General features: G+C 54.7%; 20 protein-coding genes and 2 tRNA genes. 12 read left to right on the top strand and 10 right to left on the bottom strand.

The features are described 5' to 3' along the window. Window positions 1–238: 238 nt before the first annotated feature. Together IT893_RS11020 and IT893_RS11015 are read left to right on the top strand one after the other, a co-directional pair. Window positions 239–315, top strand: a tRNA-Val gene (locus IT893_RS11020). 16 nt (window positions 316–331) lie between these two features. After that, window positions 332–408: transfer RNA gene (locus tag IT893_RS11015), tRNA-Val, on the top strand. A 51-nt stretch (window positions 409–459) separates the two neighbouring features. Here the strand turns inward: IT893_RS11015 and IT893_RS11010 are convergent. The 3 genes from IT893_RS11010 to IT893_RS11000 are packed head-to-tail and all read right to left on the bottom strand — an operon-like array spanning window position 460 to window position 5,469. After that, entirely contained in the window at window positions 460–1,602 is a 1,143-nt protein-coding gene (locus tag IT893_RS11010; protein WP_197145199.1) for an ABC transporter permease, read from the bottom strand. Window positions 1,603–1,606: 4 nt separating this feature from the next. Continuing rightward, a complete protein-coding gene (gene rbbA, locus IT893_RS11005; RefSeq protein WP_197145198.1) occupies window positions 1,607–4,447 on the bottom strand; it encodes a ribosome-associated ATPase/putative transporter RbbA in 2,841 nt (946 codons plus the stop codon). A gap of 11 nt (window positions 4,448–4,458) precedes the next feature. Continuing rightward, window positions 4,459–5,469, bottom strand: coding sequence for an HlyD family secretion protein (locus IT893_RS11000; RefSeq protein ID WP_197145197.1), 1,011 nt, complete (start codon window positions 5,467–5,469; stop codon window positions 4,459–4,461). 279 nt (window positions 5,470–5,748) lie between these two features. On the opposite strand from IT893_RS11000, the gene IT893_RS10995 reads away from it, so the two are divergent. Beyond that, entirely contained in the window at window positions 5,749–6,873 is a 1,125-nt protein-coding gene (locus IT893_RS10995; protein ID WP_197145196.1) for a metallophosphoesterase, read from the top strand. A gap of 81 nt (window positions 6,874–6,954) precedes the next feature. On the opposite strand, the gene IT893_RS10990 is transcribed toward IT893_RS10995, so the two are convergent. Beyond that, window positions 6,955–8,262, bottom strand: a complete 1,308-nt coding sequence (locus tag IT893_RS10990; RefSeq protein WP_197145195.1) for an aspartate aminotransferase family protein — start codon at window positions 8,260–8,262, stop codon at window positions 6,955–6,957. Between the two features lie 129 nt (window positions 8,263–8,391). Between IT893_RS10990 and IT893_RS10985 the strand changes: the two genes are divergently transcribed. Beyond that, window positions 8,392–9,267 carry a LysR family transcriptional regulator gene (locus IT893_RS10985; protein ID WP_197145194.1) on the top strand — a complete coding sequence of 292 codons (876 nt, stop codon included), beginning with the start codon at window positions 8,392–8,394 and terminating at the stop codon, window positions 9,265–9,267. Window positions 9,268–9,285: 18 nt separating this feature from the next. On the opposite strand, the gene IT893_RS10980 is transcribed toward IT893_RS10985, so the two are convergent. Next, window positions 9,286–9,975 (bottom strand): FadR/GntR family transcriptional regulator, encoded by a 690-nt coding sequence (locus IT893_RS10980; RefSeq protein ID WP_064780666.1) that lies wholly within the window; start codon window positions 9,973–9,975, stop codon window positions 9,286–9,288. Window positions 9,976–10,151: 176 nt separating this feature from the next. On the opposite strand from IT893_RS10980, the gene IT893_RS10975 reads away from it, so the two are divergent. The 7 genes from IT893_RS10975 to IT893_RS10945 all read left to right on the top strand — a co-directional run bounded on the left by IT893_RS10975 (window position 10,152) and on the right by IT893_RS10945 (window position 16,319). Next, on the top strand, window positions 10,152–10,949 hold the full coding sequence (locus IT893_RS10975; protein ID WP_064780667.1) for an ABC transporter substrate-binding protein: 798 nt from the start codon (window positions 10,152–10,154) through the stop codon (window positions 10,947–10,949). Between the two features lie 83 nt (window positions 10,950–11,032). Next, the gene (locus IT893_RS10970) at window positions 11,033–11,704 is read left to right on the top strand and encodes an amino acid ABC transporter permease (protein WP_008891419.1); all 672 of its coding nucleotides are present in this window, start codon (window positions 11,033–11,035) and stop codon (window positions 11,702–11,704) included. Continuing rightward, window positions 11,704–12,444, top strand: a complete 741-nt coding sequence (locus tag IT893_RS10965) for an amino acid ABC transporter ATP-binding protein (RefSeq protein ID WP_305791399.1) — start codon at window positions 11,704–11,706, stop codon at window positions 12,442–12,444. The genes IT893_RS10970 and IT893_RS10965 overlap by 1 nt, the downstream gene beginning before the upstream one ends. A gap of 33 nt (window positions 12,445–12,477) precedes the next feature. Further along, on the top strand, window positions 12,478–13,728 hold the full coding sequence (locus IT893_RS10960) for a cysteine desulfurase-like protein (protein ID WP_197145193.1): 1,251 nt from the start codon (window positions 12,478–12,480) through the stop codon (window positions 13,726–13,728). 16 nt (window positions 13,729–13,744) lie between these two features. Next, window positions 13,745–15,160 carry a dihydropyrimidinase gene (gene hydA / locus IT893_RS10955; protein ID WP_197145192.1) on the top strand — a complete coding sequence of 472 codons (1,416 nt, stop codon included), beginning with the start codon at window positions 13,745–13,747 and terminating at the stop codon, window positions 15,158–15,160. A 369-nt stretch (window positions 15,161–15,529) separates the two neighbouring features. Then, window positions 15,530–15,850 (top strand): hypothetical protein, encoded by a 321-nt coding sequence (locus IT893_RS10950; protein ID WP_197145191.1) that lies wholly within the window; start codon window positions 15,530–15,532, stop codon window positions 15,848–15,850. Window positions 15,851–15,947: 97 nt separating this feature from the next. Further along, window positions 15,948–16,319, top strand: a complete 372-nt coding sequence (locus tag IT893_RS10945) for a nuclear transport factor 2 family protein (RefSeq protein ID WP_197145190.1) — start codon at window positions 15,948–15,950, stop codon at window positions 16,317–16,319. Between the two features lie 462 nt (window positions 16,320–16,781). Here the strand turns inward: IT893_RS10945 and IT893_RS10940 are convergent, their stop codons facing one another. The 5 genes from IT893_RS10940 to IT893_RS10920 all read right to left on the bottom strand — a co-directional run bounded on the left by IT893_RS10940 (window position 16,782) and on the right by IT893_RS10920 (window position 21,923). Next, on the bottom strand, window positions 16,782–17,186 hold the full coding sequence (locus IT893_RS10940; RefSeq protein WP_197145189.1) for a hypothetical protein: 405 nt from the start codon (window positions 17,184–17,186) through the stop codon (window positions 16,782–16,784). A gap of 573 nt (window positions 17,187–17,759) precedes the next feature. Next, the gene (gene vapC / locus IT893_RS10935; RefSeq protein WP_197145188.1) at window positions 17,760–18,158 is read right to left on the bottom strand and encodes a tRNA(fMet)-specific endonuclease VapC; all 399 of its coding nucleotides are present in this window, start codon (window positions 18,156–18,158) and stop codon (window positions 17,760–17,762) included. Continuing rightward, window positions 18,158–18,388, bottom strand: coding sequence for a type II toxin-antitoxin system VapB family antitoxin (vapB, locus tag IT893_RS10930; protein WP_033067331.1), 231 nt, complete (start codon window positions 18,386–18,388; stop codon window positions 18,158–18,160). The genes vapC and vapB overlap by 1 nt, the downstream gene beginning before the upstream one ends. Window positions 18,389–18,486: 98 nt before the next feature. Then, the gene (locus IT893_RS10925) at window positions 18,487–18,807 is read right to left on the bottom strand and encodes a Dabb family protein (protein WP_197145187.1); all 321 of its coding nucleotides are present in this window, start codon (window positions 18,805–18,807) and stop codon (window positions 18,487–18,489) included. An 8-nt stretch (window positions 18,808–18,815) separates the two neighbouring features. Further along, window positions 18,816–21,923 (bottom strand): FAD-binding and (Fe-S)-binding domain-containing protein, encoded by a 3,108-nt coding sequence (locus IT893_RS10920; protein WP_197145186.1) that lies wholly within the window; start codon window positions 21,921–21,923, stop codon window positions 18,816–18,818. Window positions 21,924–22,573: 650 nt separating this feature from the next. On the opposite strand from IT893_RS10920, the gene IT893_RS10915 reads away from it, so the two are divergent. Further along, on the top strand, window positions 22,574–24,373 hold the full coding sequence (locus IT893_RS10915) for a ShlB/FhaC/HecB family hemolysin secretion/activation protein (protein WP_197145185.1): 1,800 nt from the start codon (window positions 22,574–22,576) through the stop codon (window positions 24,371–24,373). The last annotated feature ends 10 nt before the right edge of the window (window positions 24,374–24,383 follow it).

The raw sequence follows: 24,383 nt of genomic DNA, 5'->3' as shown, positions 1-24,383 counted from the left end.
TCGTAATGTCCATCCCTTATGACACGGATTTGGGCTTCGTCGTGCGTCTTGCGATCCATTATCATACTATCTTCTAGCATATGGGAATTGCCACGGATTTGATGAACATTTTTTGTCAAAAAACCATTTCTGGGGTTGCGCCAAGGTCCGCCTTGGGCTAAATACCGCCTCGCCGACGCAAACGGCACAGACCGGTGTTTTGGTTACAAAGCCTCGGTCTTTCGAAAGATGGATTTGCGGGCCTATAGCTCAGTTGGTTAGAGCGTTCGCTTGACATGCGAGAGGTCACAAGTTCGAGTCTTGTTAGGCCCACCATCTTTCAAACCCATAGGGGCCTATAGCTCAGTTGGTTAGAGCGTTCGCTTGACATGCGAGAGGTCACAAGTTCGAGTCTTGTTAGGCCCACCATTCCCACCCCGCCGGGTTCCCGTGCGGGGTTTTGTGTGTCCGGACCAAAGTTTATCGCATCTGCGCGATACTCTTTCTGAACCGAAGCGCACTAAAGGCAAAAAAGCCAACCCCGATTGCAAACACCAGCAGGAATTCCGGCCAAACCACCTCAATACCGGCACCCCGAAACAGGATCGCCTGCGCGTATTTGACGAAATGTGTGGCGGGGGAGAATTGCATGATGTTCTGAAGCGTTTCCGGCATGCTTTCAAGCGGCGTGCTGCCCCCTGAAAGCAATCGCAAGGGCAGCACCACCAGAATGAACAACAGGCCAAATTGCGGCATGGATCGCGTCATGGTGGCCAAAAAAATGCCAAGCGCCGTGGCAAAGAACAGATAAATCACCACACCGCCCATGAACAAAAGCTTTGATCCGGCAATCGGCACGCCCAGCACCAGCTCGACCACGAAAATCAGCGACAGCATGCAGGCGATCAAAATCACAAGCCCATTGGCCCAGACCTTTGCCAGCATGATTTCATAGGGATCCACCGGCATTACCAGAAGATGCTCGATCGTGCCATGTTCGCGTTCGCGGATAAGGGCGGCACCCGATAAAATGATCGACAGCATGGTGATCGCATTGATGATCTCCATCGTGCTGGTGAACCATTCGCTTTGCACATTCTGGTTATAGGCATAGCGGGTGACGATGCGGGCGGCATCAGACCGGTTCTGCCCGGCCCAGGCCGATTTGCCGCCCAACCAGGTCGAGACTTCCTGTGCGATGATGTTGCTGACATAGCCTTGGCCGATCCCGGCCTGCATCATGGCTGTGGCATCGATGTTAAGCTGCACTTCCGGATCGCGGCCCGAAACCACATCGGCCTCAAAGCGCGGCGGGATCACCAGCACAAAGGTAAATTCACCACTGTTCATCGCCGCGTCAATGTCGCGTTCGGCAATGCGGACCGGTTCCTGAAAATACGGGGCCAGAAACGCATCCGAAATGCGCAGCGAAAGGGCTGATCCATCCTGATCGGCAATGGCAATCGATCCACGGCGCAAATCATGCGAAAAGCCGGTGGCGGCGTTGTAAATCGCAAAGGAAAACGCCCAGACAATCAGCGCCATAAGCACCATGTCACGTCTGAGGCTGAAAAGCTCCTTGATGCCAAGGCGATAGATATTGCTGATTCGTCTGCCAAGCATATCCTTACACCTCCTGCTTTTTGAGAAGCAGCATCGAAAGCACGGTCAATGCCGGGAAAAAGATCAGAAGGCTGATCAGTTCGGGATAAAGCTCTGCAAAGCCAAGCGCCTTGGTAAAGGTGCCGACACTGATCGACATGAAATGCGATGTCGGGATGATGGTCGAAAGCACCACCGGCGCGCCTTCAAGCGAAGAGACCGGCTGCATCATCCCTGAAAACATCACCGACGGCACCATGGTCGCAATCGCGGTGCCAAAAAGGGCTGCGATCTGCGTACTGGTAAAGGACGAAATCAAAAGCCCCAATCCGGTGGTGGCGGTGACAAACAGGATCGCACCGACCAGAAGCGTCAGGCCATTACCGCGTAACGGCACCTCAAACCAGAACAGCGCCATCGCCGTCATCAGAACAAAGTTGATCAGGCCCAACCCGATATAAGGCAACTGTTTGCCCCACAAAAACTCAAGCTTGGAAACCGGGGTGACATAAAGGTTGGTGATCGATCCCAGTTCCTTCTCGCGCACCACGCCAACCGCCATCAGGACGGCGGGAATAAACATCAAAAGCAACGCAATAACCGATGGCACCATGGCATAGATGCTTTTGAAATCCTGATTATAGCGGTATCGCGTTTCAATGCGCATCGGCTGCCCTGAATCGGCACTGCCAACGTCGCGTTTGCGATGCTCTGCCAGATATTGGTTATGGATACCTTCGACATAGCCATGAATGGTTTCGGCGCGAAATGGCATCGATCCATCAATAAACGCGCCGATTTCCGGGCTGTCACCGCGCGCAACATCGCGCCCGAAACCGGGCGGGATTTCAATCGCCAACGCAATGTCCCCCGAAAGCAACCGTGCCTCAAGCTCGTCATTGCTCAGCAACGGTTCCTGTGCCTCGAAATACCGCGATCCCGAAAGGTTTTCGATATAGGTGCGGCTTTCAGCGCTTTGGTCACGATCAAGCACCGCATAGGTCAGGTTCTCAACATCAAATGTAATGCCCCAGCCAAATACCGGCATCAGGATCGCGGTGCCAATCAAGGCAAACATCAACCGGATCGGATCGCGCACCAGCTCCATCGTTTCGCGCAGGGAATAGGCCCATAAGCGCCGGAAGCTGAACAGCGATGCCCGCGCCGGTTTCCAGTTGGCCTTGGCATCGTCATCTGTGGCAAGCGCATCTGCGGGGGCAGGGGCGTCTGGCGCGCCTGCATTCGCGCCATCCGAGCCCTCCGCTCCATCCGGGCCCTCCGCTCCATCCGGACCTTCCGCTTCTTCCAGATGGCTGATAAACGCGTCCTCAAGGGTGTCGCAGCCGCGTCCCTTGGTGATGGCGCTCGGCGTATCACTGATCAAAACCTTGCCGGCATGCATCAGCGATATGCGATCGCACCGCTCCGCCTCGTTCATGAAGTGGGTGGAAATGAAAATCGTCACTCCCTGATCGCGCGAAAGCTCGACCAGCGATTCCCAGAACCCGTCACGGGCGACCGGATCAACACCCGATGTCGGCTCATCCAAAATCAGAATTTCCGGGCTGTGAATGATCGCAACCGCCAGCGACAATCGCTGACGTACACCAAGCGGCAAACGTTCACTCAGATCATGAAGATAGGGTCCCAATCCGAACCGTTTTGAGAGTTCCTCGATCCGCGGTTTGATCCTGTCCTTGGGCAAATGAAACAGATGCGCATGCAGCTCAAGGTTCTGCATCACCGTCAGTTCGGAATAAAGCGAAAAGGCCTGGCTCATATAGCCAACCCGATTGCGAAGCGCGATATCCTGCCCATCGACCGGCTTGCCAAACAGCTCAGCCGTGCCCTCAGATGCATTCAAAAGCCCGGTCAGCATCTTCATGGTCGTGGTCTTGCCACAGCCGTTGGAGCCGAGAAACCCGAAAATCTCGCCTTTTTCAATCCGGAAGCTGACATCATCCACGGCAGTAAAATCACCAAACTTCTTGGTCAGATGTTCGGCAACAATCGCTGGCGTGTCGCCATGAATGGTGCGTTCTGGAATGTTCAGCTCATGATGGCCTTGGCGTTCTTCCTCGGGCAACAGCGCGATAAACGCGGCCTCAAGCGTATCCGTCCCGGTGCGCTTCAAAATCTCGTCCGCTGTGCCGGTCGCCAGCACCTTGCCATCATTCATCGCAATCAACCGGTCAAAGCGCGCCGCCTCATCCATATAGGCGGTGGCGACCAGAACCGTCATCTCGCTTTGGGTTTGGCGGATGGCATCGATCAATTGCCAGAATTGCTGCCGCGACAACGGATCAACCCCGGTGGTCGGCTCATCGAGAATAAGAATATCGGGATCATGGATCAGAGCACAACAAAGCCCAAGTTTTTGTTTCATGCCCCCCGAGAGCTTGCCCGCCGGGCGCTCGGTAAACGGATCAAGTCCGGTCGCGGCGACAAGCCTTGCAATGCGTTCATCACGCTCGCGCTTGCCCTGGCCAAACAGGCGGCCGAAAAATTCAAGGTTCTCGCGCACCGTCAGGTCCATATAAAGGTTCTTGCCAAGCCCCTGGGGCATATAGGCAATACGCGGCAGGATCGCGTTGCGGTGCTTGGCGTCTTTCATCGATCCACCAAGCGTCTCGACCGTGCCGTCCTGCACCTTGCGCGCACCCGAAATCAGGGCAAGCGCACTTGATTTCCCAACCCCGTCCGGGCCGATAAAGCCCACGGTCTGTCCGGCCGGGATTTCAAGACTGATCCCGTCAAGGGCGGCCACCTTGCCATATCGCAGCGTGACATCCTCAAGCCGCACGGCGACTTCAGATGTCTTGCGGGAAGTGCCGGTGTTATTGCTGTTCTCGGTGACGTCCACCATCTGGGTGCGCTCTATTGCGTTTTCTGACGCAGGGTGGCGTCATCAGGCACATTCGGGGTGAACGCCTCCGGCCAGTCGGTATGATCAGCCAACATGATATAGGCCTCACCCGGCAGGCCGGTTTTCACCCGTTTGATATGCTCGGCCAGCAATTCCGGGTCGATCCGCACCTTGACGCGAAACATCAATTTATCGCGCTCGGCCCGTGTTTCGACCTCGCGCGGGGTGAATTGCGCGTCATCGGCGACAAACGATACCTTGGCCGGAATGACAAAGCTGGGGGCGGCATCCAGAACAATCCGCGCTTCATTGCCAACAAAGGCCAACCCCGCCTGACGGGTCGGCAGGAACACATTCATATAGACATCGGTCAGATCAATCAGGGTGATGACCGGGCCGCCACCGGCCAGAACCTCGCCCGGTTCGGCAAGGCGATATTGCACGCGGCCATCGCGCGGGGCTTTCAGGACCGAATCATCAATCTGCACCTGAATGCCCTCAAGGGCGGCCGATGCCGCCGAGACATTCATGCGTGCACTGACAAGACGCGCCTGGGCTGCGGTAAGGGCTGCTTTTGCGACATTGCGATCCGCACGTCTCTGATCCAGTTGTTCGCGTGAAATGTTGTTGTTCTTGACCAGTTCCTCGGCGCGCGAAAGCTGTTGCTCGGCAAAAGATAACTCGCTTTCGCGCTGAACAATCAGGGCTTCTGCCTCGGCAATGCCTTGTTCGGCACTGGCAAGCTCGGCGCGGGCACGCGCACGGTTGGCAACCAGTTCGGCGGTGTCCATCCGGGCCATGACCTGACCTGCGGTGACTTGATCACCTTCCTCGACCAGAACTTCCTCGACCCGGCCGGCATATTTGGTCGCCACCCGGATTTCCTCGGCCTCGATCCGGCCATTGCCCGATGCGATATAGTCAGGCAGATCTGATTGCTGTGACTGCCAATAGGCATATCCACCCCCGGCGGCTGCGGCAACCCCCACAAGAACGATCAACACGGCACGCAAGCTTTTCATTCCATTCTCCGACAACGGGGCGGACCAAGGCAGGGCGCAGGGACAGGGCACAGCACGACTTGGTCAACAATTTCAACGAGTATTGCTCTTGCAATTGTGCAACGCAACACTCTCTGGAATGATCCTAGATGATCGAGATTGGCCGGGCTTTGATGTTGCGCAATCTTTTTTGAAAACCAATCACCTGTTTCAGACGTTTAAGTGAATGGTTGCGATTGTTCCGCTCGTTTCGGCTATATTGCGCGACGCCTCATTTGTTTTCATAGGATTATCTGTCCGGTGCTGTTTTTTCACATCAATGTCGCTCTTGCCTGTTTGTATGTTCTTGTGCGTCACGTGCGCTATCTGGCATGGCCGCGCTGGGCAAAGATCAGTTTTGGCGTGCTTTTGCTGATCGGCTCCCAGCATCATCTGTATTCCCGCATTGCCTTTGGCAGCATGTTCTTGCCGGAATTCCCGCAGCCGATTGTTGTCGCGATCAACGTGGCATTCGGCGTGATTTTCTTCCTGGTGTGGTTCCAGCTGGCCTATGACCTGATCGGTCTTTTGCTGCGCTGGGTGATCCTGCGCCGCAAGCAGCACCCGCCCAAAATCCTGCGCACCGTCATGTCCTTTGCCGCCATCGCACTGGCCTGCTTTGGCGTGGCAGAGGGCATGCGCGTACCCGACGTCAAGGAAATGGATGTCACCATCCGCGACCTGCCTGACAGTTTTGATGGCTATCGCATTGTTCAGCTGACCGACCTTCATATCAGCAAGCTCTATGAACGCCCGTGGGTGGCAGAGGTGGTTGAAAAAACCAATGCGCTTGAGCCGGACCTGATCGTGATCACCGGTGATCTGATCGATGGTGAATTGCCGCTGCGCTACGATGATGTGCAACCGCTTGTTGATCTGAGCGCGCGCGACGGGATCATCACCATTCCGGGCAATCACGAATATTATTTCGGCTATGAAAACTGGATGCGCCATTATGGCGGGCTCAATATGCTCACGCTTGAAAACGACCATATCGTTCTCGATCGCGATGGGGGGCAATTGACCATCGCCGGTGTTACCGACCTTCGCGCCGGCAACACGGATCGCCCTGAACCAGATGTCGCCAAGGCGCTGGAAGGTCGCCCGCAAAATGCCCCGGTGATCCTGCTTGATCATCAACCGAAAATGGCCCGCGATGCCGCACCGCTGGGTGTCGATCTGCAACTTTCCGGCCATACCCACGGCGGCATGGTATGGGGCTTTGACAATATCGTTGCCATGCTCAATGGCGGCTTTGTATCGGGCATGTATGACATTGAGGGCATGCAGCTTTACGTCAATAACGGCACCGCCCAATGGCCGGGCTTCGCCATCCGGGTCGGTGTGCCCGCAGAACTCACCGTGATCACGCTTCGCAAGGACTAGAATAAAGAACGGCGTCCCGAGGCATCAGGAGGCCGTTTTCCGTGCGGTGGCACAAGGGGAGGGGCGAGAGGCTGATAGCTGCTAGCGCGCAACGCACGCCTTCACGGCATCGCCAATGATCGAAATGCCCTGATCGAGTTCCTCGGAACTGATGGTCAGTGGCGGGGCAATGCGGAACACGCCGCCCATGCCGGGCATCTTGACGATGTTCATGCTCAGCCCGCGCTTGAACGCCTCGGCCATGATGGCAGCACCCATGTCGTGATCGGGTTCGCGATTACCGGTCTCCTTGATGATCTCCATCCCCAAAAGCAACCCGCGCCCGCGCACATCCCCGACGCAAGGGTACTGATCCTTGATCGCGGACAGCCCCTCAAAAAGCTGCGCGCCCATCTGGCTTGCGCGTGCGACCAGCTTCTCGTCACGCACCACATCAAGCACCGTCAAGCCAACCGCGGCGGGCAGGGGGTCGGACACGTGGGTGGTGTAAAACAGGAAGCCCTTTTCATAGGCGGCCTGCTCGATTTCCGGCGTGGTCATGACGGCCGAAAGCGGCAATCCCGCCCCGATGGTTTTGGATAATGTCAGGATATCGGGGGTGACGCCGTCACGCTGAAACGCAAACATGTCGCCTGTGCGCCCGATGCCGGTTTGCGCCTCGTCGAGGATCAGCAGCATCCCGCGCTCTTCACATTTCTTCTTGAGTGCTGCGAGGTAACCTTTCGGCAGTTCAAGGATCCCGCCGCTCGATAAGATCGGCTCGGCGACGAACGCCGCCAGATTGCCGGTCGATTGCGCATCCAGAAGCTCGAACGCATCATCAAGCTCCGTCTGCCAGTCAAGCGACCCGTCCGGATGCTTGAAGCGCGGGCGAAACGCATTGGGTGCCGGAATGGCAAAGGATCCGACGGCCGCCGGGCCATATCCCTTGCGCCCGGCACTATAGGTCGCCGATGCCGCCACCCCGGTCATGCCGTGCCAGCTTTTGGAAAACGCCACGATCTCATGCTTGCCGGTGACAAGCTTCGCCATGCGAATGGCGGCCTCATTGCTTTCGGCCCCGGTCGACAGGAACAAAACCTTTTCCAATCCCGGTGCAAGGGCGGCCAGCCGCTCGGCCAGATCCACCACAGGCCGGGTCAGCATGCTGCTAAACAGGTGTGCGACGGTTTCGACCTGCCGCTGTACGGTCTCGACAATGCGCGGATGGCCATGGCCCAGAACCGCCGACATCTGGCCGGATGTAAAATCAAGGATCGCGCGGCCATCGGCGTCATAAACGTATGATCCCTTGGCGCGCTCAATGATCGCCGGATCAAACGGGCTGCCATAGCGGATCAGGTGGTTGTTGGCGCTTTGCCAAAAGGCGGCATCGTCGTTGCGTGACATGGTCTTTTCCCTGTGCTGGTCCAAACATTTGATGGGAAAAGCCTATCTTGTGGCGCGAAAGCGGTAAAATTGATAATGCTTGCACTCCGATATCAAAAATATTGATGGCTGTAATGGACGGAGCTCCGCATGCAGGCGCTGCTTGATCTCAAACTGCTGACAACCTTTGTTCGGGCTGCCCATGCCGGGACGCTGAGTGCCGCCGCCATTCAGGTCGGCCGCACCCAGTCGACTGTCACCATGCAGATCCAGCGCCTTGAAGATGCGCTGGGCCAAAGCCTGTTTCATCGTTCGGGCAGTGGGGTGCGGCTGACCGGGGCGGGTGAACGGTTTCTTGGTTATGCCGAACGCATCCTGCGTCTGCATGATGATGCGGTCTCAAGCTTTTCCGATCAGGGATTGCGCGGTGCGATCACCTTTGGCTGCCCCGAAGATTACCTGATCGCCTTTTTCCCGGCCTTGCTCAAAAGTTTTGGCGCGATCCACCGCGATATCGAAATCAGGGTGGTGTCGGCCCCGACGCCGGAATTACAAAAACTCCTGCATGCCCGCCAGATCGACATGGCACTGGTCTCCACCCCGGACATCGCGCCCGGCGGTGACTTTATCCGGACCGAACAACTCGCCTGGGTCGGCAGCAAACCGACGCTGGAATTGCATGATTTCAACCAGAATACCGGCCCGCAAAGCCCGATCCCCCTTGCACTGGCCGCCGCCAACGCCCTTGATCATCGATCCGCCCGTGATGCGATGGACGCGGCCAAGCTGCTCTATCAAATCGCCTATGCCAGCAACAGCCTGGCGGGTCTGATTGCGGTGACCCGGTCGGGCTTGGCGATCAGTGTGATGATGCAAAAGGCGGTACCGAGTGACCTCTTCATCCTGAAGTCGCCGCTACCACCCTTGCCGAAATTGGGCCTGCGCGTCCTGAAATCCGAGATTAATCCAAGCCCGGCCACGGACGCGTTTGCCGATCACATCACCAAGATGCTGCCGTTTCTTTAATAGAGGCGGTGGAGGAGGTCAGGTTTGCAAACCGGCACAGCGTGCGGTGTTGCGGACATGGGCCTGCATTTCGCGCCGGGCGCGTTCGGCGTCATTGTCGCGCAGGGCGGCGATGATCTTGCGGTGTTCGCCGATGGATGCGCGCATGCGTTCCGGGTCGGTGATCGGGATTGGCTGGCGCTGGGTTTCGGTGATCTTGTCGCGCACTGCCTGATAAAGTTCGCGCATCATGCTGTTGGAGCATGCCTCAACAATCGTTGCGTGGAATTCCAGATCAGCCTCGACATTGGCGATCAGGTCCTGCTCGGCCCAGCATTTTTCCATGCGGTTGGTCGCGTCTTCCATCGCCTCAAGCTGGGTCGCTGTCAGGCGCCCGCAGGCAAGGGCGGCGATTTCACTTTCCAGGATCATGCGCGTCTGGAACACGTCAAAAACACTGTGGCTTTCCGAATAGCGCCACGGTGCCATGTCGGCCTTGGCGCGGCTGGCGGGGTCGGTGACAAAGGTGCCGCGCCCGGCTTCGGTCTTGATCAGGCCAAGTGTTTCAAGTGTCAGAAGTGCCTCGCGCAAAGAAGCCCGGGAAATGCCGAATTTCTGCGCGAATTCGCGCTGGGATGGAATTTTGTCGCCCGGGGTGAGTTCCCCGTTCTGGATCATGTCCTGAATTTGGCGTGCGACCGTTTGCGGCAGCGGCGTGCGGTTGAACATTCCCTCGTGTCCTTCTTGCGTATTTTTTGCTCAGTTGTCGGTATCAAAGCAAATCTGACTCATTTTTGCACAAACAATCTTGCACGTATCATCCAAATATGTTTGTCTGGCCTGACTGGTCTGACCAGTTAGACCAGAAGTATCTCAGGGTAGGCTAAAAACACAAGGAAATCATAATGAAGTTTCTCAACTTTCTGACATCCAGCGTCGTTGGCGGCGTTCTTGCCGTGTCCTCACTGGCATCCGCAAACGCAGCAGACCTGACCGTTGGTGCCAATATCGGCAACGTGCCGTGGGAATTCGAAGAAGCTGACGGCACCGTGGTCGGTTTCGAAGTCGATCTCGTCAATGAAATCGCCAACCGCCTCGGCAAATCGGTCGAGTTCGTCAACATCCCGTTCAACGGCCTGTTCCCGGCTGTCCAGTCGGGCCGCATCGACATGGCGGTTTCCTCGATCACCATCACCGACAAGCGCCTTGAGTCTGTGACCTTCGCACAGCCCTATTACGACAGTGACCAGTCCCTGACCGCCACCGCAGAAGGCGGCGTCACCGGCCTGGCTACCATGGATGGCAAGGTTGTCGGTGTTGATACCGGCTCCACCGGTGATATGTGGGTCACCGCAAATGGCGGCGAATACGGCATTGCCGATGTCCGCCGTTACGAGGGCCTGTCGCCAGCCATGCTTGATCTGCAGGCCGGTCGTATCGACGGTTACGTAAGCGACATTCCGGCATTGCTCTATTACGTCAAGGACAAGCCGGCCCTTAAAGTAGTCGAGCGCATCACCACCGGTGAAAAATATTCGATCATGTTTAACAAGGATGCAGCCCTCGCAACCGAAGTTAACGACGTTATCACCGAACTGAAAAAAGAAGGCTTCATCGCCGGTCTGCATGAAACCTGGTTTGGCGCAACGCCAGAAGACACCACCTCGACCGTTCAGGTCCTGGATATGCCGACCCTTAAATAATCGCGCATATCGCTGATCATCCCTGCCGACGATGCCAATCCTTTTTCGGTGTCGTCGGCGGGGCAACCTGACCTGGTGGTAAAATGGATTTATTTTCGACTTTCTTTAACATTCCCGTCCTGATGCAAAGCCTGCCGCAGCTTATGAACGGCCTGCTTGTCACCATCGGGATTGGCGCAACCAGCATCATTGCCGGTCTGATCGGTGGCCTGTTTCTGGCCGTTTTGCGGCTCTATGCCGGGCCGGTAGTGACCGGGCTTGTGCGGGCCTATATCGATGTGTTCCGCTCGATCCCGCTTCTGGTGTTGCTGATTATTGTGTATTACGCGCTGCCCTTTGTCGGCATCAGGCTGTCACCCTTCTTCTCGGCCGTCACCGCGTTGACACTGGTGTCCGCGGCCTACACCGCCGAAATCTTCCGTGCCGGGATCGAAGCCATCCCCAAGGGCCAGTTTGAAGCATCCGCCGCGTTGGGCCTTTCCAACCGCTATATCATGACCGATGTCATCTTGCCGCAGGCGATCCGCATCGTCATTCCGCCGCTGACCAATAACTGCATCAATGTGCTCAAAGACACCGCCCTGGCATCGGTTGTTGCCATGCCCGACCTGCTCAAACAGGCGACCCAGGCACAGGCTCTTTCCGCCAACCCGACGCCGCTGATTGGCGCTGCCGTGATCTATCTGATCCTGCTTCTGCCGATGGTGCGCTATGTCGCGCATCTTGAAAAACGTTTTAGCCGCGGGAGAAGCTGATGAAAGCGCCATTGATCAAAATTTCCAACCTGCGCAAGACCTATGGCCAGTTCGTCGCCCTGCACGGCATCAATCTTGATATCGCGCAAGGCGAAGTGCTGTGCGTTGTCGGCCCCTCGGGCTCTGGCAAATCAACGCTTATTCGTTGCATCAACCATCTCGAACCGTTCGAGGACGGCAGCGAAATCACCGTTGATGGCATTCCGGTGCGTCCCGGTCCAGATCTGGATCAGGTCCGGGCCGAAGTCGGCATGGTGTTTCAGTCATTCAACCTGTTCCCGCACATGACCGTGCTGCGCAATGTCATGCTGGCCCCGATCCGGGTCCGCAAAATGTCCGAAGCCGACGCCGAAAAACGTGCGCGCGATCTGCTGGAACGTGTCGGCATTTCCGTTCAGGCCGATAAATACCCGGCCCAACTTTCAGGCGGGCAGCAACAGCGTGTGGCGATTGCCCGTGCCCTTGCCATGGAACCGCGCGTGCTTCTGTTTGATGAGCCAACCTCCGCCCTTGATCCCGAAATGGTCGGCGAGGTTCTCGATGTCATGAAAAAGCTCGCCGGGACCGGGGTTACCATGGTCGTGGTCACCCATGAAATGGGCTTTGCCCGTCAGGTCGCGGACCGCGTCCTGTTCATGGATGGCGGCGCGATTATCGAGGCCGGAACGCCCAGCGAAATTTTCGATGCGCCCAAAGAAGAACGCACAAGGAACTTCCTCCACGCCGTTCTCGACCATTAGAATAAAAGACAAATCAACCGGAGGATGCCTTCAATGGCAGATCAACGTACCCTTGATATGGACTATGTCCACAGCCAGTTTCCAGCCCTCGCCAATGGCTGGACCTTCTTTGACAATGCCGGCGGATCGCAAATCCTGTCCAAGGCGCTGGACCGCATCAATGCGTTTCTGATCGAGCGCAATGTGCAGATCGGCGGCTCCTACGAAGTCTCGCAAAAGGCGGCCGAAGCCCTTCTGGATGCCCGTAAATCCGCCGCCCAGCTGGTCAACGCCAACCGCCCCGAAGAAATCATTTTCGGCGCCTCGACCACGGTATTGCTGCAAAACCTCGCGCGCGCCATGCGCAGCCAGTTCAAACCGGGCGACGAGATTGTCGTTACCATCGGCGATCATGAAAGCAATATCGGCCCGTGGGTCGCGCTTGAGGAATTCGGTGTGAACATCCGTTTCTGGGAACCGGATGTGAAAACCGGCCGTCTCAGCCTTGATGGCCTCAAGGCCGCGATGAGCGACAAGACCAAACTGGTCTGCGTCACGCACGTGTCCAACATCATTGGCGAAATCAACCCGATCCGCGAATTCGCCGATTACGCCCATAAAAACGGTGCCAAAATCTGTATCGATGCCGTGGCCTATGCCCCGCACCGCGCGGTGGATGTTAAGGGTTTTGACGCCGACTATTACGTCTTTAGCCTCTATAAAACATACGGCCCGCATGGGGCCATGATGTATGGCAAGTATGACCTGCTGCTCGAACTTGATACGCTCTATCACTACTTCTACGGCAAGGACAAAGTCCCCGGAAAGCTTGAGGCCGGCAACCCCAGCTATGAAATGGCCTATTCGGTCTGCGGTATCGTCGATTACCTGACGGAGCTGGGTGAGAGGGCAGGCGGCACCGGCACCGTGCGCGATAAAATCGTCGCCGCCTATGATGCCATCGCCGCACAGGAAAATGCCCTGACCGAACGTCTTCTGACCTATCTGCGGGGTCGCAATGATTGCGTCATCGTCGGGCAGGATGACAATCGCGACGGCACGCGCATCCCGACCATTGCGTTCCGCTTTGATGGCCGCAATGCCGAGGACGTCTGCAAGATCATTGACCGCGAAAAGATCGCCATTCGTTTTGGTGATTTCCATTCGCGCCGTCTGGTCGAATATATGGGCCTGTCTGATAATGCTGGCGTTTTGCGTGTGTCGATGGTGCACTACAACACGATTGAACAGGTGGACCGTCTGACTGCGGCGTTTGACCGCCTGCTTGACGCGACCGATCAATAAGGGGGCAGGCCACATCATGCAGTTTGACCGCATCATCAAAAACGGCACCATCGTTACCGCCAGCGACACCTATGTTGCCGATCTTGGCATCAAGGATGGCAAAATTGCCGCCATCGCCGATGCCCTGACCGGCGCGGACGACATCGTTGATGCCACCGGGCTTTACGTTATGCCGGGCGGGATCGACAGCCATGTGCATATTGATCAGCCATCCGGCGATGGCATCGTCATGGCCGATGATTTCGAAAGCGGCACCCGATCAGCCGCCATCGGCGGCAATACCTCGATCCTCGCATTCTGCATGCAGGAAAAGGGCGACAGCCTGCGTCATTCGCTCGATGTCTATCATGCCAAGGCGGATGGCAATTGCCATATTGATGTGGCCTTCCACCTGATCGTCACTGATCCGACGCCCTCGGTTCTGGGGCAGGAACTCCCGGCCCTGGTCGAGGACGGCTATACCTCGTTCAAGGTCTTCATGACCTATGAAAACCTGCGTCTGCGCGATGATGAAATCCTCGATACGCTTGATGCCGCGCGCAATACCGGTGCACTCGTGTTGGTCCATTGCGAGAACGAGGACGCCATTCGCTTCCTGATCGGCCAGCACGAGGCCGCTGGCGAATTCTCCGCCAAATCCCACGCCACGACGCGGCCCATCGCGGCAGAACGCGAAGCCACCCATCGTGCGCTGTCACTGGCCGAAATCGTCGATACTCCGATTGTGATTGTCCATGTGTCGAACCAGCAGGCGATGGAAGAAATCGAACGCGCACGTGTGCGCGGCTCCAAGGTCGTTGGCGAAACCTGCCCGCAATATCTCATGCTGACGGCAGATGACCTTGATCAGGATGAACTCGAGGGTGCCAAATTCGTCTGCTCCCCGCCGCCACGTGACAAGGAAAGTCAGGACGCCTGTTGGGATGGTCTGGAACGCGGCGTGTTTGACCTGTTCTCATCTGATCATTGCCCGTTCCGCTTCAACGACCCGGAAGGCAAGCTCAATGAAAAGGGCAAGAAAAGCTTCCGCTGGATCCCCAATGGCATCCCCGGTGTGGCAACGCGTTTACCGATCCTGTTTTCCGAAGGCGTGCAAAAGGGCCGCATCGACCTCAATCGCTTTGTCGCACTCACCGCCACCAACCACGCCAAACTGTACGGCATGTACCCGCAAAAGGGCACAATCGCCATTGGCTCGGACGCCGACCTGGCCCTTTGGGATCCCAACAAAAACGTCACCATCACCAATGACATCCTGCAACAGGGCTGCGACTACAGCCCCTATGAAGGCTTGGAGGTCAAAGGCTGGCCCGTCCACACCATCGTCCGCGGCAAAACCGTGGTCAAGGACGGCGAAGTCACCGGCCAAAAGGGCGATGGCAAATATTTGCCACGGCATAAGTCGAATCTGGTGACCTCAAAGCCGGTCTGATCAGACCGGCGAAACCTGCCAACACCCCACGCCGTCATTCCCGTGAAGGCGGGAATCTCGAACCGCACAACGCAACATTGGGGGCAGGGCAAGGCCCAAAAAAGAAAGGCAGCGCAATAATCAGCGCTGCCTTTCGTTTTCTCGTCACACGTTCAAGCATCACATGACTATAAAAGTATAAAAGGGGACAGTCCCCTTTGTGGTCCGCTGTGATTACGCTCCGAAAGGGCTTGGTAAAGGCTGATCAAAAGGCTGATCTGACATGCCCTTGAGTGGGGTACGTTACCACCCAAAAGATCGAATAGTCGTCATGTTCGGTTTCCGATATTGTCTTGTTATTCGAACATGTTAACACGGGACAGGGTGACGATGATCACATCAATATCCGCAATTGTTTTGTTGGTTTTGGTCGTATGGCAGTTCTTCAAACCGATCTATAAAAAGGCTGGTGTGATTGTTCTCTCGGTGTTGGTTGGCATCGATATCATCGCCACTTCTATCGTGACCGGCATGTTTATCAGGCTGTATTTTATCGCACGCGAACGCGAGCCGGGTTCAATTGGAGATAGCAACATCTCACTTGAACTTATCGATGGACGTGCCACACGCGGCCTCATCGAAATACTGGTGATGCTCATCTGCGTTGTATTGCTGGTGATCATCTTCAAAAAGAAAAAGTTCAAGGCATAGGGCGCATGGCCTGATCAGCTTGCAATAAAAAAGGGGGCTGCCCGAGCCTGATTGAGGGAAAACTTGTTTCCTAAAATGTTAGAGAGTGGGATCTGCCATGCCGAACAGTGATACAGCCAGAGTGATCTTGCCAGTCAGAAGCCAATTGGAAGCTTACAATGCCAAGGATATCGATGCGTTTTTGAAATGGTGGGCTCCAGATTGCGAATACTATTCTTTCCCATCGACACTTCTCGCGCGAGGGCAAGATGAAATCCGTTTAAGACATGAGGAACGGTTTCGCGAACCAGACCTTCACGGACATTTGCACTCAAGGAGTGTTGTTGGAAATCTTGTGGTTGATTACGAAACTGTCACAAGGAATTTTCCAGAAGGAAAGGGGGAAGTCGATGTCATCGGACTATACGAAGTTGAAGATGCCTTGATCGTGAGGGCTTGGTTCAAAATGGGGCAAATGAGACTTGTTTAAGAGAAAAAAGGGGACTGTGAAAAAAAAAGGCGGGACTGTCCCCTTTTCCCATCTTTGTGGTCAGATGCCTTTTTGCATTGGGTGCAATAAGAGCAAACTTTCAACCGTTTGACTAAATTGAAAAGTCAGCTTTATTCATCTGCTCTTGAGGATCCCAACCATCTGGAGCTGGCGATGGGCTCCACCATTCCGCTCTGCGGTCAATTACCCATGATCGTCTCAATCTTAAGAAATCAGCTTGATTGCTTTTCTCTGAGTAATCGTATCCAGATTGAGATCCACAAGCACAGCATATTTCGAATGTGGTAAATCCACAGTTGTCGAATGGCACAAAATCCGCATATCCACATACCGGACATCCTGCTTGCTTATGCTTACTTTTCATTGAAAAAATCCAAGTTCGGAACATGACTAAAATGGCACTGTAACGTTTCATTTTTCAGTCATTAAATGTGGTGAACATTAATCTCGGAATATCCGAGACATATCTCGCCACTTTATGTCTCTGGGGAACGACTTAGACTCAAAAAATGCTTTGAAAATCGTAACAACATCTTCAATGAACAGTATCTCATCAGGTTCCATAGCCATGTGGCCTCCACCGAACATAAGAGTCTGTTGTTCTTTGAATGGGACCTTTGCTGCGTCAAGGTGTGCTCGCCAATGCCTATCGCTTGGTTTGTCACGCATTTCCACTATGCAAGTAACTCCACCGCCAGCTACTTGCAGGTATGAGCCATCCGGTTTCGTCAAGCTCGCGTACGATTGAGGGCCATAGCTTTTCAATCCGCGTAGCGCTTCCTCGATTTTTGGAAAGTCTTGAACTTGCTCAGGCTTTTTATTCTCGACTTCAAGTAGCATTGTCATGGTCTATTTACCGTCATGTTTTTGATTTCAGAACCACAAAATAGATTTGTGGTTCATTGAAAAATGCACAGTCCACTTCCAACGCTAAATTCGTGATGAATAAAAAGCACAAATGTTGGTTTTTTATTATTTTCCGAAAAAAAACAACGCCTTAGTGTTCTATGAGTTAACTTTTTTCGTATACGATATAAAATCGTTCTCGATTGTCTTTCCCGTACTTATCTATCAAATGTTTCTTCGTGTTGAATATTGCGGTGTGGTTGGATGATGTTTTGGGTGTATTTTTCATTGATAGGTCAATAATTCCTTCTAGGTCAGGTGTTATATTTTCGTTATGCAATATTACCCTTTCAACTCCGAATACTATTATTCCGTTATTGCTGCAATAATCGAGAAATTCGACTGATTCCTTAAACGTCAAGCATGTGGTTTCCATTTGACCCCTTTACACGAATGAAGAAGCCCAATTTTGTGAAACATGCCTAAAAAATTGGTTATGCAAAAAAGGGGACAGTCCCCTTTTAGTGAAGGTTCAAAAGCCGCGCGCGAAGGTTTCTGTTGCATCGTCGTGACCTAAACCCAATTCTCCAAACGCAACCCCTCCACGCGCTCGAACTCGCGGGTGTTGTTGGTGACAAGGATCAGGCCGTGACTGCGTGCGTGCCCAGCTATCATCATGTCATAGGGGCCGATGACGGTGCCTTTGGCCTCAAGATTGCTGCGGATGTCGCCGTAATGGCCTGCTGCATTGGTGTCGAAATCAAGCACGGTCAGGCGGGCGGCGAATTCTTCGATAGTGCGCAGGTTGCTCTCGGGCTTGGCGGATTTCATCGCGCCATAGATCAGTTCGGCCATGGTGACCGATGAAATTGCCAAAGCCCCACTATGGGTGGTGAATTTCTCCCGGCAGGACGGCGGCCGGTTCTTGATCACATAGATGCAGATATTGGTGTCCAGCATAAAGCGCAGCATTACAGCGCTTCCCGTTCCTGCATGGCAGGCTGATTGCGGTCTTCCATGAAGTCATCACTGACTGCATGTCCGTCAAAAAACGTGTCCCACAAGTGATCGCTTGGCACAATCACGCGCGTCACCCCGACCGAAATCACCTCAACCGTTTTCGTGCCCTCAGGAAAGGCAACATCCTTGGGCAGGCGAACGGCCTGCGTCTTGTTGTTCAGAAATACGGATGCCTGAGTCATGAATGCCTCCTTGCGCAGAAAAGCTCTAGGGGCATTGTGCGCTTGAGGGGGGGTATATGTCAAATGTATATACTTTGTTCCGTATTGTTGGAACGCGGTTAGGAAGACGTTTGTATATCCAGATCAAACACCACCAACCCGGCGACACCACCCTCAAGCAGCCCAACCAACTGACCACCCAAGGCTTTATGCTCTGGATGTTCCAGATAGGCATCACGGGCCGCCGCATCGTCGAAATCAATTGAAAATCCGTGGCGGAAGCCTTGTTCCAGGCCCTCCGGGCTGACCGAAACGCCGCCATCAAAGCCGCGCATGCCGGGGATCTGGCTTTGAAGGTCTGCCAGCTTGGCAAACAGGCTGTCGATTTCGGGATCGAGGACCTCGGCCTTGAATTTGGTCAGAACGATGTGACGGATCATGGGGTTTCCTATGCAATAAGTTTGGCGAGGTATTCGACCGGATGCTGTGGCTTGACACCTTCATAGCGATCCACCTGACAACGACACGAATAGCCGGTGACCAGCATGTTTTGCGGTCCGGTCGCGTCGACCTTCTTTTTCCAGCTCAGGTCATACAATTCGCGCGAGGTTTCCTGGTGGCGGGTTTCGTGGCCATAGACACCGGCCATGCCACAACACCCGGTTTTTTCCGTGGTAAGTTTAAGCCCGAACGCATCAAAGATCTTCTGCCATTTGACACCGACATCGGGAAGCGACGTCTTTTCCGTGCAATGGGGGAACAGGCTTGCCGGGATGTCCGTGGCGCTCATGTTAACGCCGTTATCAATTTTCGGCGGGGTCAGGCGGCCGTGCTCGATCTCTCCCGCCAGCCATTCATGGAACAGATGCACGCGATAATCCGGGCGGTTTGAAAGGCGCTGGGCGTATTCCTGCCGGTAGGTCAGGGTCACGCTGGCCTCGATCCCGATCATCGGCACGCCGGATTTGGCTATTTTGCCCAGCACGATGTCATTTTGCTTGGCCTGATAGTCAAAGCGTTTCAGGAATCCCTTCACATGCATTGCCTTGCCATTGGGGCGGTAGGGCGACACGAAAACGCGATATCCAAGGCGCTGCAAAAGGTCGACATGGGCCAGCACCACATGGGTATCGTAATGCGTGGTAAAGCAATCCTGCACAAGGATCACCGACTTGGCCTTTTCATCAGAGCTTAGGCTATCCAGCTCCGCCTGCTTGAACTTGCCAATGCCGCGTGCGCGCAAGGCCGATTTAAGGCTCTGGCGGTGCAGTTTCGGCAAATCGGTCAGGCCGATGAAGCGTTTGAAGATCCATGGCATCGGCGGGATGGATTGCAACGCGTTAAACAGCCCCGGTGCCTTTGCCAAAACGGGCGCCATGCTTTCAAGTGAGGCAATCACATGGTCCTTGATCGGGCGTTTATAGCGGGTGTGATAGGTCTCCAAAAAACGGGATTTCATTTCCGGGATATCGACCTTGACCGGGCATTGCCCAGCGCACGCCTTGCACGACAGGCAACCGGCCATCGCCTCATAGACATCATGGGAAAAGTCCCGGCCATTGATGACGGCAAGGTCCTTGTTCATCGGATCGGTGCCAACGGAAAGCTGGCGGATCCATTCGCGGATCATTCCGGCCCGGCCCTTGGGCGAATGCACGCGCGATCGCGTGACCTTATAGGACGGGCACATGGCATCCATCAGATCCCAGTTAAAGCACGCCCCGTTGCCGTTACACCGCGTCGCGTTCAGGTATTCATCACGCAAAGCATCCTCGATCTGGCGGTCAAACTGGCCGCGCATCGGGGCTTCGTCGATGGCGGTGATCGGCGTGTTTTTGCTGTATGGCGAGGCGATCTTGCCGGTGTTAAGCTGCCCTTCGGGATCAAATGCCTCCTTGATGCGACGCAGAACATCATAAAGCTCCGGCCCGAAATAGACGGGGGAGTATTCGCCCCGGAACCCCTTGCCATGCTCGCCCCAGATCAGGCCGTTATAGCGTTTGGTAAGCGCGGCCACCGCGTCGGAAACGCGCCGGATGCGGGCCTCGTCCTCCTCATCCATCATGTCAAGCAGCGGGCGGACATGCAGGCAGCCGACGTCGACATGGCCAAACATGCCGTAATCAAGGCCCTCGGCATCCAGAAGTGCGCGAAACTCGGCAATGAAATCAGCCAGGTTTTCTGGCGGAACAGCCGTATCTTCGACAAACGGGGTGGCGCGACGTTTGCCTTCAAGGTTGCCCAGAAGTCCCACCGATTTCGCCCGGATTGACCAGATGGCGGCGATCTGCGTCGGGTCGGTCGCCTGCACAAAGCCGATGGGGGCAAAGTCTTCCGTCGGGTTGGCCTCAAGGTAGGATTTGAGCTCGGCCTGCTTGGCCGCCACCTCGGCCTCCGTCTCGCCGACGAACTCGACCACGTTAAAGCCGCGTGTCGGCGTCGTGCTGTTTTCCGTGCCAAGAAGCTTGCCCAGCATGTGCCAGCTTTCATCCTGCTCAGCCAGTTTCATGACCTTGTCATCGATGCTTTCAATCGCGACCGGGTCAAACTGCACCAGCGTTTTGACGTGACGCAGCGCACTATCAAAGCTGTCATAGCGCACCACCGTGACGGCCTTGTGCTTGGGCAGCGGAATGACGCGGAAGGTAATTTCCTTGACCATGCCAAGGCTGCCCTCGGCCCCGGCGATCAGGAAGGACAGGTTCATGTCCCCGGTGTCAGATACCGCTTCCTTAAGGTTATAGCCGGTAAGCCCCCGGTTCATTTCCGGGAAGGTTGATTTGATCTGATCGCGACGCGGGGCGATTTCGTCATGGACCTTTTTATAAAGCTGCCCCACACGATCCGCGCGGGTCATGGTGTCTTTGGCCTCGGCTGAGCTCATCGCGCGGGTGTTGAAATCCGTGCCATCGATCAGGACCGTGGTCATGTCATGGATGTAATGGCTGGTCTTGCCATAAATCCGTGATCCCTTGCCCGAACTGTCCGATCCGATCATGCCGCCCACCGTGGCGCGGCTCGCGGTCGACACCGCCGGCGGGAAGAAATAGCCGTATGGCTTTAGCCAGGCATTAAGCTGATCAAGCACCACACCCGGCTCGACATGCACAAGCCCGCGCTCCGCATCAAAGCCAAGGATATTGTTCAGGTGCTTGGAGGTATCAAGAATGATGGTGTTGTTCAGCGACTGGCCATTGGTGCCGGTCCCGCCTCCGCGCGGGGTGATTTTGACCTCGGAAAATTTCTCCCGCCCCGCAAGCTCCATCACCACATTGATGTCATCCCGCGTCTTGGGCTGCAGCACGGCGCTCGGCATCACCTGATAAACACTGTTGTCAGTCGCATTGATCAGGCGGGTCGGGAAATCGGCATGGATTTCACCGGCAAATTTGCCCTCGGCCTCCAGCGTTTTGAGGAACCCCAGCGTCAAACTGTCCAGCGACCGATCCGGGGTCAGCGCCGGCAGCTTTTTGATCACGCTTTTGTTCGAAGCGTTGGTAACCGGATTGGTGGCCGGATTGGTAACCGGGGTGGCAGCCGGGGCAGGGACGGACATCAGGCTCTCTCAATACTCGTATGATAATATCATATGCCTTTTATCGGGTTTTTTCCGGTGCGGGCCGGCCCCCCGATCTGGCATGCAAACCCATTTGACCTGATCGCGATTGAATAGACAAATCGAAAATTCCGAAAGATTATTCAAAATAAGTGAATAATCAAAACGCCGGGCAGGGCGCCGAAAGCCACCCGTAAAAAAGTCGCGTGAAGCGGCGTTTTTAATCCTCATACAATTGCTTTCCGATCTGAAATCCAACTCAGATTTCCTAGCAAGAGGCAAGGTAGTTCGGGCGAGTGGAAAGAGGGGCCGTTTTGTTGTTTTTTCACCGCTGTCTCCTTTCTCCGGTTGTTTCTTTTTGCCTCTCAAATCCTCACGTTTGGGGTGGCGCCAGTTGACGAACAGTGGTCATACAACGTTCTTTGGGGTTACCTCGTTGGAGTAGGTCCTAGCCGTGGAGTATAGCCAACAGAAACCTATGGTTATTGTTGGCGTCTTCTTTATCAATCGATTTCAACTTTCTGTGACGCTCGTCACTTTCGATTTCTGAATTTTGTCTTAGCGAAGAAAAAAATGACGCACAGTCATTTAAATCAGAAAAATCTGATGTTGCCGTTCATTTTTTGATCTGAGTGCAATCGCTAAGTACGATGAATTCGAACGCCATTACAAGTGGTCGGCAGACCGAATACCCAATCCGCAAGTTTAGTCGGATTAGCCCTTCCGTGCGTCGAAATTTTGTTCGCCGCTGCATATGGGGAGGGGGGCTGCTCTTTGCTTGCATGTCTTTTACTACGGCGCAGGCCCAAACACCATCTCAGCGTGATGAAATCATTCGCCAGCAAGACCAGATTTTGCGGCAGCAACAGGAACAGTTCCGGTCTGAGGATCCGTTGATTCCCCGTCAGTTACCTCCCGGATATGAAAAGCCGGTTCTTCCCGATATCCCTGATAGCGAAGAGAATGCACCGTGTTTCGATTTACAACATATCGAAATTGAAGGTTGGGACACAGACCTTCGACCATTGGTATCTAGATTTGAAAAAACATGTATTCGTAAATCCGACATCGACAAAATAATTGAAATTCTGACGGATTATTTTGTTGAACATGGTTTTGTGACGACAAGAGCTTATGTTCCGGCGCAGGATCTTGGTTCTGGTATTCTTAAGCTGATCGTGATTGAGGGAACGGTTGAGGATATATCTCCATCCGCAAGCGAGGCCTTAACACGCGGACAAATGCTTTCTGCTTTCCCAGGTTTGCAGGGAAAGCGTCTTAATCTTCGGGACTTTGAACAGGGACTGGACCAGATCAACCGACTGCCGAATTCTAATGCAACGGTAGAATTTGAGCCTGGTTCAGAGCAGGGGAAATCCGTCGCTGTTATCAGTAATCAGGTCGGTAAAAGCTGGCGAGCCAGCGCAGGGCTTAATAACTCCGGCAGCGAAGCTACTGGTGAATTACAGCAATCCTACGGTGGGGAAACCTATAACTGGTTTGGAATAAATGATCTGATCAGCCTGTCTTACGGTCAGGATACCGAACCCGCATCCACCCTTAAAGCCAGCAGAAGCAAGAGCGTATCTTTGTCCGTTCCGTATGGATATTGGTTGTTGTCGTTGTCTGCCAATCAATTTGACTACCGAAACCAGATAGAAGGATCGGTTCAGGATTTTAAGAGCTCAGGCAGGTCAACCACATGGCGCGCGGATGTTGATCGCGTGCTGCATCGAGACCAAACAAGTAAAACCACGCTTTCTTCCTCTTTCACTTACAAAAAAACGAAAAACTATATTGAGGATGTGCTGCTCGAAGTTAGTAGTCGTCGTCTGACCATTCTTGGACTCAACGTCAATCATAGTCGCCGTTTTGGGAAAGGTTTGGTTTCTGCGTCGGTTGGTTATGAGGCGGGGCTCAAGGTTCTTGGCGCAAAGGAAGATGATCACAGGGGTATTGACGAACCTGAAGCCCAGTTCGAGAAATACACCGCTGACCTCACTGTCATTCAGAATTTTGACGTTCTGGATACGCCCTTGAGCGTGACAACCGGTGCCCGCGGTCAGTGGAGCCCGGATACCCTTTATGGCACGGAACGCATCTCTGTCGGAAGTCTCAGTACGGTTCGAGGTTTCAAGGAAAGTTCAATCAGCGGAGATATCGGCGGTTTTATTCGCAATGAGATCGCGGTTCGTATTCCGGTTACCCAGCCCGAAGTCTCCCGAGTGGCTAGCGAAATCCAGCCTTTTGTCGGGTTTGATTATGGTGTGATTTCCCAGGATGTTTCGGAACCCCTCGAAGGTGGCCGGCTGTCGGGCTGGTCGACAGGTTTTAAAATTCGTGGACCCAACCTCAATCTCTCCCTGACATATGCCCAAGCGATTGATGCACCTTCATTCGTCAATCATCGCAATTCCGAAGTTTATTTTTCCGCCACTGTGGCGTTTTAAGGGGGGGCTG

The sequence above is a fragment of the Thalassospira sp. A40-3 genome, assembly GCF_015871485.1.
Classification (GTDB): Bacteria; Pseudomonadota; Alphaproteobacteria; order Rhodospirillales; family Thalassospiraceae; genus Thalassospira; species Thalassospira tepidiphila.
The sequence above is the reverse complement of the archived record's forward strand: the minus strand, read 5'-3'. Positions and strand labels throughout refer to the sequence as shown.